This is a genomic window from Mesorhizobium sp. WSM4833 (assembly GCF_055811095.1).
On the sequence record NZ_JBVVQG010000004.1, the window covers coordinates 126,799 to 141,193 of the forward strand.

Annotated in this window: 17 protein-coding genes; 13 read left to right on the forward strand and 4 right to left on the reverse strand. The window is 63.3% G+C overall.

The annotated features are described in order from the left end of the window. Nucleotides 1-31: 31 nt before the first annotated feature. Both AC0L2D_RS08990 and AC0L2D_RS08995 read left to right on the forward strand, forming a co-directional pair. Nucleotides 32-979 (forward strand): hypothetical protein, encoded by a 948-nt coding sequence (locus AC0L2D_RS08990; protein WP_473540844.1) that lies wholly within the window; start codon nucleotides 32-34, stop codon nucleotides 977-979. Nucleotides 980-1,187: 208 nt separating this feature from the next. Continuing rightward, nucleotides 1,188-1,376, forward strand: coding sequence for a hypothetical protein (locus tag AC0L2D_RS08995; RefSeq protein ID WP_292699798.1), 189 nt, complete (start codon nucleotides 1,188-1,190; stop codon nucleotides 1,374-1,376). A 213-nt stretch (nucleotides 1,377-1,589) separates the two neighbouring features. Here AC0L2D_RS08995 and secA read toward each other — a convergent pair whose 3' ends face one another. Further along, on the reverse strand, nucleotides 1,590-4,322 hold the full coding sequence (secA, locus tag AC0L2D_RS09000; protein ID WP_473540846.1) for a preprotein translocase subunit SecA: 2,733 nt from the start codon (nucleotides 4,320-4,322) through the stop codon (nucleotides 1,590-1,592). A gap of 247 nt (nucleotides 4,323-4,569) precedes the next feature. Between secA and AC0L2D_RS09005 the strand changes: the two genes are divergently transcribed. After that, nucleotides 4,570-5,487 (forward strand): peptidylprolyl isomerase, encoded by a 918-nt coding sequence (locus tag AC0L2D_RS09005; protein ID WP_027163508.1) that lies wholly within the window; start codon nucleotides 4,570-4,572, stop codon nucleotides 5,485-5,487. Between the two features lie 70 nt (nucleotides 5,488-5,557). On the opposite strand, the gene AC0L2D_RS09010 is transcribed toward AC0L2D_RS09005, so the two are convergent. Continuing rightward, a complete protein-coding gene (locus tag AC0L2D_RS09010; protein WP_024503788.1) occupies nucleotides 5,558-6,157 on the reverse strand; it encodes a TetR/AcrR family transcriptional regulator in 600 nt (199 codons plus the stop codon). 458 nt (nucleotides 6,158-6,615) lie between these two features. Between AC0L2D_RS09010 and argJ the strand changes: the two genes are divergently transcribed. From argJ to AC0L2D_RS09035, 5 genes are all read left to right on the forward strand, one after another. Further along, nucleotides 6,616-7,857 (forward strand): bifunctional glutamate N-acetyltransferase/amino-acid acetyltransferase ArgJ, encoded by a 1,242-nt coding sequence (gene argJ / locus AC0L2D_RS09015; RefSeq protein WP_063169075.1) that lies wholly within the window; start codon nucleotides 6,616-6,618, stop codon nucleotides 7,855-7,857. 29 nt (nucleotides 7,858-7,886) lie between these two features. Continuing rightward, a complete protein-coding gene (locus AC0L2D_RS09020; protein ID WP_013529443.1) occupies nucleotides 7,887-8,639 on the forward strand; it encodes a GNAT family N-acetyltransferase in 753 nt (250 codons plus the stop codon). Further along, complete coding sequence (locus tag AC0L2D_RS09025) at nucleotides 8,632-9,054, forward strand: (deoxy)nucleoside triphosphate pyrophosphohydrolase (protein ID WP_063169074.1); 423 nt, start codon at nucleotides 8,632-8,634, stop codon at nucleotides 9,052-9,054. Before AC0L2D_RS09020 ends, AC0L2D_RS09025 begins: the two co-directional genes overlap by 8 nt. A 129-nt stretch (nucleotides 9,055-9,183) precedes the next feature. Next, on the forward strand, nucleotides 9,184-9,498 hold the full coding sequence (locus AC0L2D_RS09030) for a hypothetical protein (RefSeq protein ID WP_013529445.1): 315 nt from the start codon (nucleotides 9,184-9,186) through the stop codon (nucleotides 9,496-9,498). 109 nt (nucleotides 9,499-9,607) lie between these two features. Then, nucleotides 9,608-9,793, forward strand: coding sequence for a Flp family type IVb pilin (locus AC0L2D_RS09035; protein WP_013529446.1), 186 nt, complete (start codon nucleotides 9,608-9,610; stop codon nucleotides 9,791-9,793). 27 nt (nucleotides 9,794-9,820) lie between these two features. On the opposite strand, the gene AC0L2D_RS09040 is transcribed toward AC0L2D_RS09035, so the two are convergent. Further along, the gene (locus tag AC0L2D_RS09040; RefSeq protein ID WP_224674413.1) at nucleotides 9,821-10,696 is read right to left on the reverse strand and encodes a class I SAM-dependent methyltransferase; all 876 of its coding nucleotides are present in this window, start codon (nucleotides 10,694-10,696) and stop codon (nucleotides 9,821-9,823) included. Nucleotides 10,697-10,761: 65 nt separating this feature from the next. Here AC0L2D_RS09040 and AC0L2D_RS09045 point away from each other — a divergent pair, with 65 nt between their 5' ends. From AC0L2D_RS09045 to AC0L2D_RS09065, 5 genes are all read left to right on the forward strand, one after another. Beyond that, nucleotides 10,762-11,562, forward strand: a complete 801-nt coding sequence (locus AC0L2D_RS09045; protein WP_013529448.1) for a ComF family protein — start codon at nucleotides 10,762-10,764, stop codon at nucleotides 11,560-11,562. 27 nt (nucleotides 11,563-11,589) lie between these two features. Further along, complete coding sequence (gene grxC, locus AC0L2D_RS09050) at nucleotides 11,590-11,859, forward strand: glutaredoxin 3 (protein WP_473540848.1); 270 nt, start codon at nucleotides 11,590-11,592, stop codon at nucleotides 11,857-11,859. 10 nt (nucleotides 11,860-11,869) lie between these two features. Then, nucleotides 11,870-12,736, forward strand: a complete 867-nt coding sequence (locus tag AC0L2D_RS09055; RefSeq protein WP_027163514.1) for a carbon-nitrogen hydrolase family protein — start codon at nucleotides 11,870-11,872, stop codon at nucleotides 12,734-12,736. Further along, a complete protein-coding gene (locus AC0L2D_RS09060) occupies nucleotides 12,733-13,158 on the forward strand; it encodes a DUF1178 family protein (RefSeq protein WP_013529451.1) in 426 nt (141 codons plus the stop codon). The genes AC0L2D_RS09055 and AC0L2D_RS09060 overlap by 4 nt, the downstream gene beginning before the upstream one ends. 122 nt (nucleotides 13,159-13,280) lie before the next feature. Continuing rightward, a complete protein-coding gene (locus AC0L2D_RS09065; protein WP_473540849.1) occupies nucleotides 13,281-13,835 on the forward strand; it encodes a hypothetical protein in 555 nt (184 codons plus the stop codon). Between the two features lie 6 nt (nucleotides 13,836-13,841). On the opposite strand, the gene AC0L2D_RS09070 is transcribed toward AC0L2D_RS09065, so the two are convergent. Further along, nucleotides 13,842-14,327 carry a MarR family winged helix-turn-helix transcriptional regulator gene (locus AC0L2D_RS09070; protein ID WP_013529453.1) on the reverse strand — a complete coding sequence of 162 codons (486 nt, stop codon included), beginning with the start codon at nucleotides 14,325-14,327 and terminating at the stop codon, nucleotides 13,842-13,844. Nucleotides 14,328-14,395 lie beyond the last annotated feature (68 nt).

A 14,395-nucleotide genomic window follows, 5' to 3' on the forward strand; every position in this document is an offset into this window, starting at 1 on the left:
GCGCAAAGATCGAGGTGGCCAAGGGGGTAATATGCGTTTTCTATTCACTGTGTTGTTCATGGTGCTAGCCACCCACGTAAGCGCGCAGGAAGCCCAAAGGGTGGCCGCTGAAGCCCCCAGCCAGAAGGAAGGCAAAGACGGGAAGGCAGGTGGCGGCGAGAACTATGCCTGGAAGTCTGCGCTTCCGGTCAAAATCATCGAAGATCCAGACGAGGCCGAGCGAGCCAGGGATCGCGAAGGCGCAAGCGATAAGCACGAGGCCGATGATCTGAAGGCCCAACAACGGGCTGCGGATGCCACTGTCGAGAGTGCCGCATCCGCTAAGCGGCAAGAAAATCTCGCACTTGCGCAAATCGCCCTGTCGGTAGCGGGCATCATCGCCCTCGCTTATACCCTTTGGCTTAGTAGGGCGGCCACCAATGCCGCCGTTGACGCCAATCGCATCGCCCGCGAACACTTCGCCGCCGAACAACGACCGTGGCTCCGGTTTAAGGGTGAAATTGAGCTTGGGTCTTTCAACTCCAAAGACACAGGAGAAGTCCTTACGCTCAATGTCGCAGTCCAAAATACCGGGAAAAGCCCAGCTGAATCCGTTACGGCCCATCTGCTGGTGAGGCCAATGAATTTTCTTCTCTTCGGCAATGCCGTGACTAAAAAATTTGCGGAGACCGTTGCCAAGCCAAGCAATTGGAATCACGGAGCTATCGTTGTTTTTCCCGACGACAATCGCACTGTCGCGACTTCCACCAGAGACCTCCCGGATAATTCGTCCGAAAAGAGATGGCTGGCAATCGTCTGTGTCACCTACAAGGTAGGTGGGTTCGATAGGGTCTATTACACGGCTAGCGCCGTTTCGTTTAATGCTGATGAGGTCGAAGAAATTACCATCGAAACAACGTCCGGAAAGGCCACATCCGGAGAGATGAGTTTCGCCCACATTGCTTCGAAGCCCGTGCCCAGCAGCGAGGCTATGACCTAATCCCACCAGAACCACCGCCACCACTAGCGCTAGGGTCCGCATTAGCGCACCCTCCGAATCGGAGAGCCCTGTAGGACGTAAATCCTAGCAAAATATTTACTTGTTTCAAGGGGATACATCCGCATCGTCCTCTCTGGAACGAAGCCGGAACATTTGTTAGCGTCGCGTCAAGGTTTGCGATTCGCAGGCCAAAACGACGGAGATTGAAATGGGCAAGAACACGGGCGAAGGCTTTCGTCGCGGCGCTGTAAGAGAACGTACGCAATTCGAGCGGCCGGACGGACTTTGGCAGAAGCGTGACGAAACAACTGGCCATTTGATGGAAGTAAAGCAGACCGAAGGGCCATTCAAAGGGATTGCCAAGGAACCTGACGGCCGGGATACGGAAAACTCGTAAAACGGATTTCTGACGTCGGCGCTAGTCGCCCCCCTCTGGCCTGCCGGCCATCTCCCCCTCAGGTGGGGAGATTGGCTAATCGCGAACGTCGGCACCCAGCCCTTCGCTATCGCTCCGGGCGTTCGTCGTTCGAAAAGCCAAGCAATTGGCTTTTCGTCCGCTGCGCGGACCACGCCTCACCCCCGTGAACGGGGAGAAGGGAAAAAAGCGCTCTTACGCGAACGCCCCGTGGCAATGCTTGTACTTCTTCCCCGAACCGCAGGGGCAGGCTTCGTTGCGGCCGACTTTGCCCCAGGTGGCCTGGTTGTTGGGATCGCGGTCTTCGGGAGCGACGACGGCGGTTGTCTCCGGGCGGACCAGCAGCGCCGTTTCGCCGCCTTCGAAGTCGTTCTCGCCGGTGGTGCCGTCGATATGGGTGCCGAACATGTCGGGGGCTTCGGGAGGTGGCGCTTCGGCGGCCTGACGGACCAGTTCGACGCGCATCAGCTGCGCGGTGACGGCCTGGCGCAGATTGCCAAGCATGGCCTGGAACAGCTCGAACGCCTCGCCCTTGTACTCCTGCAGCGGATCGCGCTGGGCGTAGCCGCGGAAGCCGACGACCGAACGCAGATGGTCGAGATTGACGATGTGCTCGCGCCACAGATGGTCGAGCGTCTGCAGCACCACCGAGCGCTCGACATAGTTCATCACCTCGGGGCCAAAACGCTCGGCGCGCTCCTTGGCGGCGGCTTCGGCGGCCTGCGCGATGCGCTCGCGGATGTCGTCCTCGGCGATGCCCTCTTCCTTGGCCCAGTCCTCGACCGGCAGGTCGAGGTTCAGGAACTCGGCGATCTCGGCCTTCAGCCCGGCAACGTTCCACTGCTCGGCATAGGCATTTTCGGGAATGGCCTTGGCGACGATCTCGTCGATGACGCCTTCGCGCATCTCGGCGATCGTTTCGGAGAGGCCTTCGCCGTCCATCAGTTCGATGCGCTGCTCGAACACCACCTTGCGCTGGTCGTTGGAGACGTCGTCATATTTCAACAGGTTCTTGCGGATGTCGAAGTTGCGCGCCTCGACCTTCTTCTGCGCCTTTTCCAGCGCCTTGTTGATCCACGGATGGATGATCGCCTCGTCTTCCTTGAGGCCGAGCTTCTGCAGCATGCCGTCCATGCGCTCGGAGCCGAAGATGCGCATCAGATCGTCCTGCAGCGACAGGAAGAATTTCGAGCGGCCGGGGTCGCCTTGTCTTCCTGAACGACCTCTAAGCTGGTTGTCGATGCGGCGCGATTCGTGGCGTTCGGTGGCCAGCACATAGAGGCCGCCGGCGGCCAGCGCCTTTTCCTTCAGCCGCTCGATGTCGGCAATGATTTCCTTTTCCCGCGCCTCGCGCTCGGGTCCGGCCGGCATGTCGCCGAGTTCTTCCTCGATGCGCATCTCGGCATTGCCGCCGAGCTTGATGTCGGTGCCGCGGCCGGCCATGTTGGTGGCGATGGTGATGGCGCCGGGCTTGCCGGCCTGGGCGACGATCGCCGCCTCGCGCTCGTGATGGCGGGCGTTCAGCACTTCGAAATCGGTAAAACCTTCCTTGCGCAGGCGCTCGGCCAGCTGCTCGGACTTTTCGATGGAGGTGGTGCCGACCAGCGTCGGCTGGCCCTTGGCGCTGGCTTCGCGGATCTCCCTGACGATCGCCTTGTATTTCTCCTCGACCGTCCGGTAGACCTCGTCGTCCTCGTCGATGCGGATCACCGGCAGATTGGTCGGGATCTCGGTGACTTCGAGGCCGTAGATGTTGCCGAATTCCTCTGCCTCGGTCAGCGCCGTGCCGGTCATGCCGGACAGCTTCTTGTAGAGGCGGAAATAGTTCTGGAAGGTGACGGAGGCGAGCGTCTGGTTCTCCGGCTGGATCGCCACATGCTCCTTGGCTTCGAGCGCCTGGTGCAGGCCTTCCGAATAGCGGCGGCCCGGCATCATGCGTCCGGTGAACTCGTCGATGATGACGATCTCGCCGTTGCGGACGATATAGTCCTTGTCCTTCTGGAACAGCCGGTGCGCCTTCAGCGCGTTGTTGACGTGGTGGACGATGGCGACGTTCTCGACGTCGTAGAGCGACTCGCCCTTGAGCAGGCCGGCGTCGCGCAACAGGTTCTCGAGCTTCTCGGTGCCTTCCTCGGTGAAGATCGAGGTCTTCTGCTTCTCGTCGATCTCATAATCCTGCGGCTGCAGCTGGATGATGAAGGTGTCGATGGTGTTGTACATTTCCGAACGGTCCTCGAGCGGACCGGAAATGATCAACGGCGTGCGTGCCTCGTCGACCAGGATGGAATCGACTTCGTCGACGATCGCGTAATTGTGACCGCGCTGCACCATCTGGGCGCGCTCGTATTTCATGTTGTCGCGCAGATAGTCGAAGCCGAGCTCGTTGTTGGTGGCGTAGGTGACATCGGCGGCGTAGGCGGCGCTGCGCTCCTCGTCGGACAGGCCGTGGACGATGACGCCGACCGAGAGGCCGAGGAATTTGTAGACGCGGCCCATCCATTCGGAGTCGCGGGTGGCCAGATAGTCGTTGACGGTGACGACGTGGACGCCCTTGCCGGCAAGCGCGTTGAGGTAGACCGGCAGCGTCGCGACCAGGGTCTTGCCCTCGCCAGTGCGCATCTCGGCAATGCCGCCATTGTGCAGCACCATGCCGCCGATCAGCTGGACATCGAAGGGGCGCATGCCGAGCACGCGGCGCGCGGCCTCGCGGGCGGTGGCGAAGGCCGGCACCAACAGATCGTCGAGCGTGGCGCCGTTGGCGATGTCGTGGCGGAATTTCGCGGTGCGGCCGACCAATTCCTCATCGGAAAGCGCCCGCATCTCGTTTTCCATGGCGTTGATCGCCTCGACACGGGGCCGGGTCGATTTGACCCGACGGTCGTTGGAGGAACCGAAAACCTTACGGGCGAGACCGCCGAGACTGACCATCCAATGGTCCTTTCGATAGAATTCTCAATCTTGAGATGAGCGCCGGGCGGCCCCATCAATTCCACGTGAACGTGGACAAACACAAAAAGCGCCCGGAAAACGGTTCTGGACGCAAAGTCGTTGGACAGATAAGAGGGGGCTCAACTGATGTCAACGCCGCGCTGGCCCTGCTGGCTGCGCCAAATTCCGCCACAATCTGGCCGATCTGGAAGCACCCCTCTTAACAATCCCCACCGGAGTCCCCCCCATGTCCCTGTTGTTTCGCCGCGCGTCGCTCGCCAGCCTTGGCTTGGCCGTCGGCCTGTCGGCCCTTTCGCTCTCGCCGGTGACGGCGCAGCAAACCGCTCCCGCTCCGGCGGATGCAGCAGCGCCAGCCGCGGCACCGGTCGATCCCAATAAGGTTATCGCCACGGTCAACGGTCAGCCCCTGACCGAAGCAGATCTGGTGCTTGCCGAAGGGGAATTGTCGCAGCAGTTCGCACAATTGCCGCCCGAGCAGCGCCGTGCCGCCGCCCTTTCGGCTGCCATCGAGATCCGCGTCATGGCCGCCCAGGCGGTCACCACAGGGCTCGACAAGGATCCCGACTTCCAGCGCCGCATGGCCTTCCTGCAGCAGCGCGCGCTGCATGGCGAGATGGTCGAGAAGGGCGTCGTCGACAAGGTCACCGACGCCGAGGTCCGCGCCCGTTACGACCAGGAAATCGCCAACACGCCGCCCACCAACGAGCTGCATGCCCGTCACATCCTCGTGAAGACGAAGGAAGAGGCCGAGGCGATCATCAAGCAGCTCGACGGCGGCGCCGACTTCCAGAAGCTCGCCAACGAGCACACCAGCGATCCGTCAGGCAAGACCAGCGGCGGCGATCTCGGCTGGTTCGGACCTGGCCAGATGGTGCCGGAGTTCGACAAGGCGGCCTCCGCGCTCGAGGTCGGCAAATACACCGAGCAGCCGGTGCAAACGCAGTTCGGCTGGCATGTCATCAAGCTCGAGGACAAGCGCACCAAGCAGCCGCCGGCCTTCGACGACGTCAAGGACCAAGCCAAGCAGGCGGTCATCCGCGACAAGTATTTCGCGCTGGTCAAGTCGCTGCGCGCCGGCGCCAAGGTCGAGATCCCCGACGCCAACCTGAAGAAGGCGGTCGATACGCTGGAAAGCGCCAAGTAAGACTGGCAGCTTTTTGAAAAGGGGCGCGGCAGCCAGGGGTTGCCGCGCCCTTTTTCATTCATTGCCGTCTTTACGAGGCAGGCGCCGCTATGCCTCGCATCACGTAGTTGACGGCCTTGCCGATGGTCGCTTCGTCCTCGTCGAGCCGGTTGGTCAGCAGATGTCTCCAGGCGAAGGAGGCGATCAGGTCGGCGACAACAGCTGAATCGATTTCGGCCGGGATTTCGCCCCTTGCCTTGGCGCGTTCGATGATCTGGGCGGTATGGGACCGTCGGCCCAGTGAGTAGTCGGCAAGGGCCGCGGCCGCGGTCTCGTCCGACTGTGCCTCGGCGATCAGCGACCGGAACACGCTTCCCGACGATGTCTCGCGCCAGTGGGCGAACAGGTTCTTCAGGAAGCCGACGAGATCCTCCTCCAGCCGCCCGGTATCGGGAACATCGACGCGCTTCTGGCGCTGGTAGACCTCAAGCAGCAACGCCGCCTTGCTCGGCCACCAGCGATAGATGGTGGGTTTGCCGGCGCGGGCCCGCCGCGCCACCGCCTCGATCGAGAAACCGGCATAACCGGCTTCGACCAGTACGGTCTCGGCGGCTTGGAGAATGGCCTCGGCGCTGTCGGGATTGCGCCGCGCACCGATCGATCTGCGCGCCGGATCGGCGTCCTCGGCCATCTCTGTCGTCCTCGCCAAACACTTCGCCGGCAATATAGGTGACCCGACGCTCAAACGAAACGGCGCGTTTTGAAGCTTCTGGAGGCTGGCAAGGTCGGGGCAGGGGTTGGTCGTTTTTCTGGAACCTTACCGGCGTCTCGGTTGGTGAGCCCCCAAAAGCAAAACCCGCCGGAGGCGGGTCACTGGCGCAAATCAGCACCATGGACGAAAATGTAGCATAGCTGCTCTCACCCTGTCAAGAATAAATTCCTATTACATGAACGCGGCAGGCGCAAACTGGCTGACACCGCCGGACCGGCCGTCGGACGATGTCTACTGCATGGCTTGCGACGTCTCGGAGCCCTGCTCCCAGGGGCGAGTTCGAGCTCCCGGACAAGAGCGACGAAAACGCCCTTGCGCCGGCGCGGTCTATCGGGCAAACCGGCCTTCCCTTGCGATTTTTCCCGCCCGAGGCTTCCATGTCCACGACGATTTCGCCGCTTGCGCCGAAGAAATACCCGAAAATGCCAGAAATCGAGGGGGTGCGCATCGCCACCGCCGAGGCAGGGATAAAGTACAAGGGCCGCACCGATCTTTTGACCATGGTCTTCGATGAAGGCACTGCGGTCGCCGGCGTGTTCACGAAATCGAAATGCCCCTCGGCGCCGGTCGATTTCTGCCGGCAGAATCTCGGCGCGGGCAAGGCGCGGGTGCTGGTCGTCAATTCCGGCAACGCCAACGCCTTCACCGGCAAGAAGGGCCGCGAGTCGACCGCACTGACCGGCGAGGCGGCGGCGAAGGCGGCCGGCTGCACGGCAGCGGAGGTTTTCATGGCCTCGACCGGCGTCATCGGCGAGCCGCTCGACACCAGCAAATTCAGCCATCTGCTCGCGGGGCTGGTCAGCAAGGGCAAGCCCGAGCTGTGGACCGAAGCGGCAAAGGCGATCATGACCACGGATACCTATCCGAAAGTGGCGACCGCGACCGTCAAGCTCGGCGACACCGATGTCACCATCAACGGCATTTCCAAGGGCGCCGGCATGATCGCGCCCGACATGGCGACGATGCTCTCCTTCATCGCCACCGACGCGCCGATCGCCGCCCCTGTCCTGCAGGATCTGTTGTCGCGCGGCACGGCCAAGACTTTCAACGCGGTCACCGTCGACAGCGACACCTCGACCAGCGACACGCTGCTGATCTTCGCCACCGGCAAGGCCGCCAGGCGCGGCGCGCCGGAGATAACCGATCCCAAGGATGCCCGTCTCGGCACGTTCCGCCGGGCGCTCGGCAAGGTGCTGAAATCGCTGGCGCTGCAGGTGGTGCGCGACGGCGAAGGCGCCCGCAAGCAGGTCGAAGTCACCGTCACCGGCGCCAAATCGGCGCGCTCGGCCAAGCGCATCGCGCTGTCGATCGCCAATTCGCCGCTGGTCAAAACGGCAGTCGCCGGCGAGGACGCCAATTGGGGACGCGTCGTCATGGCCGTCGGCAAGGCCGGCGAACCCGCCGATCGCGACCGGCTGTCGATCTGGTTCGGCGACAACAGGCTGGCGCATGAAGGCGAGCGCGACCCCGGCTATTCCGAGGCGGCGACGTCGGCCTACATGAAGCGCGACGACATCCGCATCCGCGCCGATATCGGCATCGGCCGCGGCAAGGCGACGGTGTGGACCTGCGACCTCACCAAGGAATATGTCGCCATCAATGGCGATTACCGGAGCTGACGGTTTTGAGCTCCAGGCATCCGGCAAGCATGCTCGCGATCGTACGCCGTTACGAGGCGGCCGGCTTTCGCGCCTGGCCGGCGGCCGCCGTCCACTATGACGGCACCTGGGTGGTGCGGCTGACCGCCGGCCATCCGGCCAAGCGGCTGAACTCGGTCAATCCGCTCGATCCCGGCGACATCCAGCACATTGCCGACCGTATCGGCCGGGCCAGCCGCCGTTTCGATGCCTATGGCAGGCCGCTGACATTCCGCATGTCGCCGTTGTCGGGTCCCGATCTTGCCAGTCATCTCGACCGTGAGGGATGGAGCCGGTTCGACGAGTCGCTGGTCATGCGGCTGCCGCTGGCCGATGCGCAACTCGACGCTGCCATGGACCAGATCCCGCTGAAAGACATCAGCCGCTTCATCGGCGCGTCGCTCAAGGTCAGCGGTTCGGATGTTTCGCTGCGCCCCGGCCTGTCGGAGATCATCGGCGCCATCCAGCCCGAAGCCGGGCTGTTCGCGCTCGAAGATGGATCAGAAGCGCTGGCGACGCTGATCTGCGTGCATGACGGCGATCTCGCCGGCCTGTTCGAAGTCGCCACCGACAAGTCGGCACGCAACAGGGGTCACGGCCGCAACCTGATCCTGTCGGCACTGAAATGGGCACGGCTGCGGGGCGCACGGGAAGCCTGGCTGCAGGTCGAGGCCAACAATGTGCCGGCGCTGGCGCTCTACCATTCGCTCGGCTTCGAGGAAGTCTATCGCTACCACTATCGCCGGCCGCCGGGTCATGAATGATGTCGTGACCGCCGGCAAGCGCCTGCTGCTGGTCGCCGCCTGCGCGCTGGTCGATGCCGACGGCCGGGTGCTTTTGGCGCAGCGGCCTCAGGGCAAGCAACTTGCCGGGCTGTGGGAGTTTCCCGGCGGCAAGGTCGAGCCGGGCGAGACGCCCGAACAATGCATCATTCGCGAACTGCATGAGGAAATCGGCATCGAAACCGACATCCCGTGCCTGGCGCCGCTCACTTTCGCCAGCCATTCCTACGACGATTTCCACCTGCTGATGCCGCTGTTCATCTGCCGCCGCTTTCGCGGTATCGCGCAGCCCAGGGAAGGGCAGGCGCTGAAATGGGTAAGGCCGAAGCAGATGCGCGATTACCCGATGCCGCCGGCCGATGAGCCGCTGATCCCGTTCCTCATCGATCTTCTCTGAGGCTCCCGTCCGGCCGGTTCCTGGCCGAGGCGTTGTATCAGCCAGCATTAATGGAAGATTTATCTCGTCGTGAAAAATTGAAGCATGGCCGTTCGCGGCCGAGCCGTCGATTTGCCGGGGAGCGATAGCATGAGCCTAGACAGGGATTGGGACTCGATCAGGCCCGAGCGCGGCTTTCGCGCCGCCGATGCGGGCATGGGCATATTGCGCATAACGCTTCTGTTCGGTTCGGCCGCGGTGGCGCTGGCGCTGATCGCAACCCCTTTCCTCGACAGCCAGACACGCTCGCTGTCGGCCCGTGACGGTTTCGGCGGGCTCGACATGGCGGCCACAGGCTCGATCGGCCATCGCGAAACCTACACGCTGCGCCGCAGCGTGCTGCAGCCGCAGCCGAGCTCGGTCTGCATCATCAGGTCCAATGGCCGGAGCAGCGGCGACTGCTGACATGGTTAAGAAATTTCGCAAAGGCGGCGGTTTCACCGCCTGTTAAGCCTTTGCCGTTAACCTTTCTTAACAGGTCGGCTGTAAGGTCCCGGACAGAGGGGTTGAGGCCATGAAAGCAGTGCTGCTGGGTTTTCTGAACGACGAGACCGGCGCCACGGCCGTCGAATATGGCGTGATCATCGCCGTGCTGTCGCTGGCCATCGTCGGCGGTATCGGTGAGGTCCGCGACGGGATCATCTGGCTGTTCAGCGACAACAACAGCAAGCTTGCGAACGCCTTCGCACCCACTCCCTGATCCGGCTTTCCCGCGCCTGGGGCAGGATCATTGCCCGTCGGGCGCCTCCAGGATTGTTTTCAGCGAGACCTTGGCCGACCCTGGCTTCAGCGGTTTTTGCTGCGAAGCGTCGGGCGCCCAGCCGGACATCCAGACAATCGAGAAACTTGCCCTGACGCGGCCGTCGGGGTCGGAAAACCGCTCGGCGTAGATTTCCGCCGCACGGGCAAACAGCTTGCGCGAGCCCGGCCGCCGGCTGCGATCGGTGAGCGCATTGGTCTCGCCCATGGCCCGCAGATCCGCGATCAGGTTGAACAGGCTGGCATAGCGCACCGTCACCGTCTCGACGTCGGCGACCGGCAGAGCGAGACCGGCGCGCTGCAGCAGCGCACCGGCATCGCGCACATCGGTGAACGGCGCGACACGCGGGCTGGCGCCCCCGTAAAGCTCGGTCTCGGCCGCAAGCAGGCTTTCGCGCAATTCGAAAAGCGTGCCGGCGCCGGCAAAGGCGCCGAGGAAAAGCCCATCCGGCCGCAGCGCGCGGCGGATCTGGATCAGCATGCCTGGGATGTCGTTCATGGCCTGCAGCGACAAGAGCGACACCGCCAGATCGAGGCTTTCCGGCTCGAACGGCACGGTTTCGAGCGGTGCGATCAGGCCGGCATCGCCACCGCTCAGGAAAGCCGTATCCGTCTCGACGCGGACAATGTCGGCGACCTTGCCGCTTTCGGCGAGCGTTTCGGCCGCCGCCGGCGTCTGGCAAAACAGCACGGCCGCTTTGCCGAACCGGCGCTCGACGGCGCCCAGCCGTTCGGCAAGGTCCTCGGCCGTGCGGCGCATGAGGAAGTCCGCGCCGTCGACCGGACGGGCAAGCGCGCGCCGCTTGTGCGTCAGCCACAGAGAGGTATCCATTATTGGCTGCAACGGGCAGATCCTTTGTTTGTCCACGCTCCGAGATCGTTGATATAGTGGCGCGCAGGAGCAACCACGTGGCCGATCCGATGCCCAAGATCAAGTCCATCGGGATCACGAACCTGGCCCGGTCGGTTGTCGGCTGGCCGGCGCGGATGCTGTTTCCGCCGGTCTGCGCCGGTTGCCGCCGGCATGTCTCGCAGCCGGGCGTGCTGTGCGGCGCCTGCTGGCCGAAGCTCAGGCTGCTGGAGCGGCCATGGTGCCCTGTCATGGGTACGCCGTTCACCCACCATATGGGCGAAGGCTTTCTGTCGGCCGAGGCGATTGCCGATCCGCCGCCTTTCGAGCGGGCGCGGGCGGCGGTCGCCTATTCCGGCGTTGCGCGCCAGATGGTGCAAGGGTTGAAATACCAGGATCGCACGGATCTGGCACCTTGGATGGCGCGCTGGATGATGCGTGCGGGTGCCGATCTCATCGCCGAGGCGGATGTGGTGGTGCCGGTGCCGCTGCACTGGCGGCGGTTTTTCAGGCGGCGCTTCAACCAGTCGGCGGAACTGGCAAGGGCGGTCTCGGCACTTAGCGGATTGCCCTTCGCCCCGTCGGCGGTGCGGCGCGTGAAACTCACCCGCCAGCAGGTCGGGCTGGAGCGCGGCGAACGCGAGGAGAATGTGCGGGCCGCGTTCCGGGTGCCTGCCGAGGCGGAAATCGAGATCGCCGGCCGCAGGGTGCTTTTGATCGACGATGTCTACACCACCGGCGCCACGGTGCGTTCCGCCACCAAGGCGCTGAAAAGGGGAGGTGCGGCCGCCGTCGACGTGCTGACCTTTGCGCGTGTGTTGCCGGGGGACTTTCGGGCGGACGAGTCCGCGACTATATAAGTCGGCAACGAACAGCGGAAATTCGTCATGCCCGATGTCACGATCTACACCCGCATGATGTGCGGCTATTGCACGGCAGCCAAGCGGCTGCTCGAGCGCAAGGGCGTCGCCTTTACCGAGCACGATGCCTCCTTCTCGCCGGAATTGCGCCAGGAGATGATCTCCCGGGCGCATGGCCGCACGACCTTTCCGCAGATTTTCATCGGCGATACGCATGTCGGCGGCTGTGACGACCTCCACGAGCTGGAGGCCGAAGGCCGGCTGGACAAATTGCTCGCCAACGGCGCGACGAATTGAGGGAATGACGATGGGTGTTTTCAAGGCCGCTGCGATCCAGATGCGTTCGGGCGAGAGCCCCGAGCGCAACGCCGTCGATCTCGAACGGCTGGTGCGTGAAGCAGCCAGCCTAGGTGCCACCTACATCCAGACGCCGGAAATGACCGGGGCGCTGATCCGCGACAAGGAAGCTCGCGCCGCATCGTTCACGTCGGAGGACAAGGACATCGTCGTCGCGACCGCGCGCAGGCTGGCCAAGGAGCTCGGCATCTTCCTGCATATCGGCTCGACCGCCATTCTGCGCGCCGACGGCAAGCTCGCCAACCGGGCGCTGCTGTTCGGGCCGGATGGTGCTGCGCTCGCCGCCTACGACAAGATCCACATGTTCGACGTCGATCTCGACAATGGCGAGAGCTGGCGTGAGTCCGCCGCCTATGAACCGGGAACCGAGGCCGTCGTCACCGACATCGAGGGTGCAAAGCTCGGCTTCGCCGTTTGCTACGATCTGCGCTTTCCGCAACTCTTCCGCGCCGAGGCGTTGGCCGGCGCAGACCTGCTTTCCGTACCGGCTGCCTTCACCCGCCAGACCGGCGAGGCGCACTGGCACGTGCTGCTCAGGGCCCGCGCCATCGAGAACGGCGCCTATGTCGTCGCCGCCGCGCAAGGCGGCTTGCATGAAGACGGCCGCGAGACTTACGGCCATTCGCTGATCGTCGATCCGTGGGGCCGGATCATTGCGGAAGCCGCGCATGACGAACCGGCGGTGATCGTCGCCGAGATCGATCCGGCGCAGTCGCTTGCCGCCCGCAAGAAGATCCCCAATCTCAGGAATGCGCGGGATTTCGCCGTCAATGCCGGCTCGGGCGAGGCGCCGCGGCTCAGGGGTGCTGCCTCTTGATCCGCTTTGCCCTGATCTGCGAGCACGAGCACGAATTCGAAGGCTGGTTCCGCAGCAACGACGATTTCGACACCCAGAAGAAGCGCGGCTTCGTCGATTGCCCGAGCTGCGGTTCGCACAAGGTGCAGAAAGCACTGATGGCGCCGGCCGTCTCCACGGCGCGCAAGCAGGAAACCATAGCGCTGGCCATGGGCGAGGCGCAGAAGCAGGCTTTGGCGCAGCTCAAGGCGATGGCCGAGAAGGTGCGCGAGAATGCCGATTATGTCGGCGACAAGTTCGCCGAGGAAGCGCGAAAGATCCATTTCGGCGAGAGCGACCCGCGTGGCATCTATGGCGAGGCGACGCTGGACGAAGCCAAGAGCCTGGTCGAGGACGGCGTCGAGTTCATGCCGATCCCGGTGTTTCCGGACGACCGCAACTGAGTTCCGAGGGAGCTTTGCGCGACCCAGAAGCGATTGAGCCGCGACGCAGCATAAGAGCCGTCGTTGGCCGATTGGCCCGCTGGGGCGCCGTCAAGCTTAGCGGTACCCGAACGATCGACGGGTTGCTCATCATCAGCGACAAGGGCACCGACAAGATCGTCGAGGCGCTTCAGCTTATTCGTGATTTTGATCCAGTGCGCTACAGACGGCTGCTTGGTGACGTAAGACAGGTATTTGTCACAACCTTTCCTGCTTCCGTCGCGCAATGGGCAAACTCTTCCAAGGCATGCGAATTGGACGAGCGCCATATCATCAGCGAAGGGACGACGCCGGAATTGGTCGCTTCGATTATCGTCCATGAAGCCACCCACGCGCGGCTTATGCGATGTGGTATCGGCTACGAAGAGGCGCTGCGGGATCGCGTGGAGCAGGTCTGTCTGCGTCGAGAAATAGCCTTTGCGGCCAGATTGCCGACCGGAAAGGGCCGGAGCCAGCAAGCCGAAGCGACACTCGAGGCCATGCCGGACTTTTCCGACAAGGCGATGAGTGAGCGCTATCTCAGCGGTTTGCGGGATGCTCTGCTCTACCTCAACATGCCGACCCGGCTTGTCGACCTCACCGTATCATACCGCCGCTGGAAACACCGGCGCCGGTTCTCGCGGCAGCCTACGAACTGACCCGGCTTAGCTCACGCTCCCGATCAATTTCTCAAGCAGCCGAGAGAGCGTCTCCCGTTCGGCCGGTGTCAGGCCGGAAAGAATCTCATGCTCGTTGGCAACATGGGCGGCAATAGCCTCATCGATCAACGCGAGACCCTTTTCGGTCAGCCGCACGACAATGCCGCGCCGATCGTTGGGGTGCGGCCCGCGCAAGATCAATCCGGACGTTTCGAGCCGGTCGAGCCGGTTGGTCATGGCGCCTGACGTCACCATCGTCGCTTCATAGAGGGCGGTCGGCGTCAGGGCGTAGGGTGATCCAGAGCGGCGCAGCGTTGCCAGCACGTCGAATTCCCCGGACTGCAATCCATAACGGGCAAACAACGGCGCCAGGCGCTCGCGGGCGATCAGCGAGGCGGCCTCGTTCAGCCGCCCGAGCACACCCATCGGCGAGACGTCCAGATCGGGTCGTTCCCGCTTCCATTGCTCGATCGCCCGTGCTGCCCTGTCCAACTGTCTCACCATCATTTATCTTGACGTTAAGAATCTTTCCGTTATCTTACTGCAAGATGCAATGCCGG

Bases quoted from the DNA above. Each gene is read 5' to 3' on its own strand.
- AC0L2D_RS08990 (WP_473540844.1), top strand. From the start codon at position 32: ATGCGTTTTCTATTCACTGTGTTGTTCATGGTGCTAGCCACCCACGTA.
- AC0L2D_RS08995 (WP_292699798.1), top strand. From the start codon at position 1,188: ATGGGCAAGAACACGGGCGAAGGCTTTCGTCGCGGCGCTGTAAGAGAA.
- secA (WP_473540846.1), bottom strand. From the start codon at position 4,322: ATGGTCAGTCTCGGCGGTCTCGCCCGTAAGGTTTTCGGTTCCTCCAAC.
- AC0L2D_RS09005 (WP_027163508.1), top strand. From the start codon at position 4,570: ATGTCCCTGTTGTTTCGCCGCGCGTCGCTCGCCAGCCTTGGCTTGGCC.
- AC0L2D_RS09010 (WP_024503788.1), bottom strand. From the start codon at position 6,157: ATGGCCGAGGACGCCGATCCGGCGCGCAGATCGATCGGTGCGCGGCGC.
- argJ (WP_063169075.1), top strand. From the start codon at position 6,616: ATGTCCACGACGATTTCGCCGCTTGCGCCGAAGAAATACCCGAAAATG.
- AC0L2D_RS09020 (WP_013529443.1), top strand. From the start codon at position 7,887: ATGCTCGCGATCGTACGCCGTTACGAGGCGGCCGGCTTTCGCGCCTGG.
- AC0L2D_RS09025 (WP_063169074.1), top strand. From the start codon at position 8,632: ATGAATGATGTCGTGACCGCCGGCAAGCGCCTGCTGCTGGTCGCCGCC.
- AC0L2D_RS09030 (WP_013529445.1), top strand. From the start codon at position 9,184: ATGAGCCTAGACAGGGATTGGGACTCGATCAGGCCCGAGCGCGGCTTT.
- AC0L2D_RS09035 (WP_013529446.1), top strand. From the start codon at position 9,608: ATGAAAGCAGTGCTGCTGGGTTTTCTGAACGACGAGACCGGCGCCACG.
- grxC (WP_473540848.1), top strand. From the start codon at position 11,590: ATGCCCGATGTCACGATCTACACCCGCATGATGTGCGGCTATTGCACG.
- AC0L2D_RS09055 (WP_027163514.1), top strand. From the start codon at position 11,870: ATGGGTGTTTTCAAGGCCGCTGCGATCCAGATGCGTTCGGGCGAGAGC.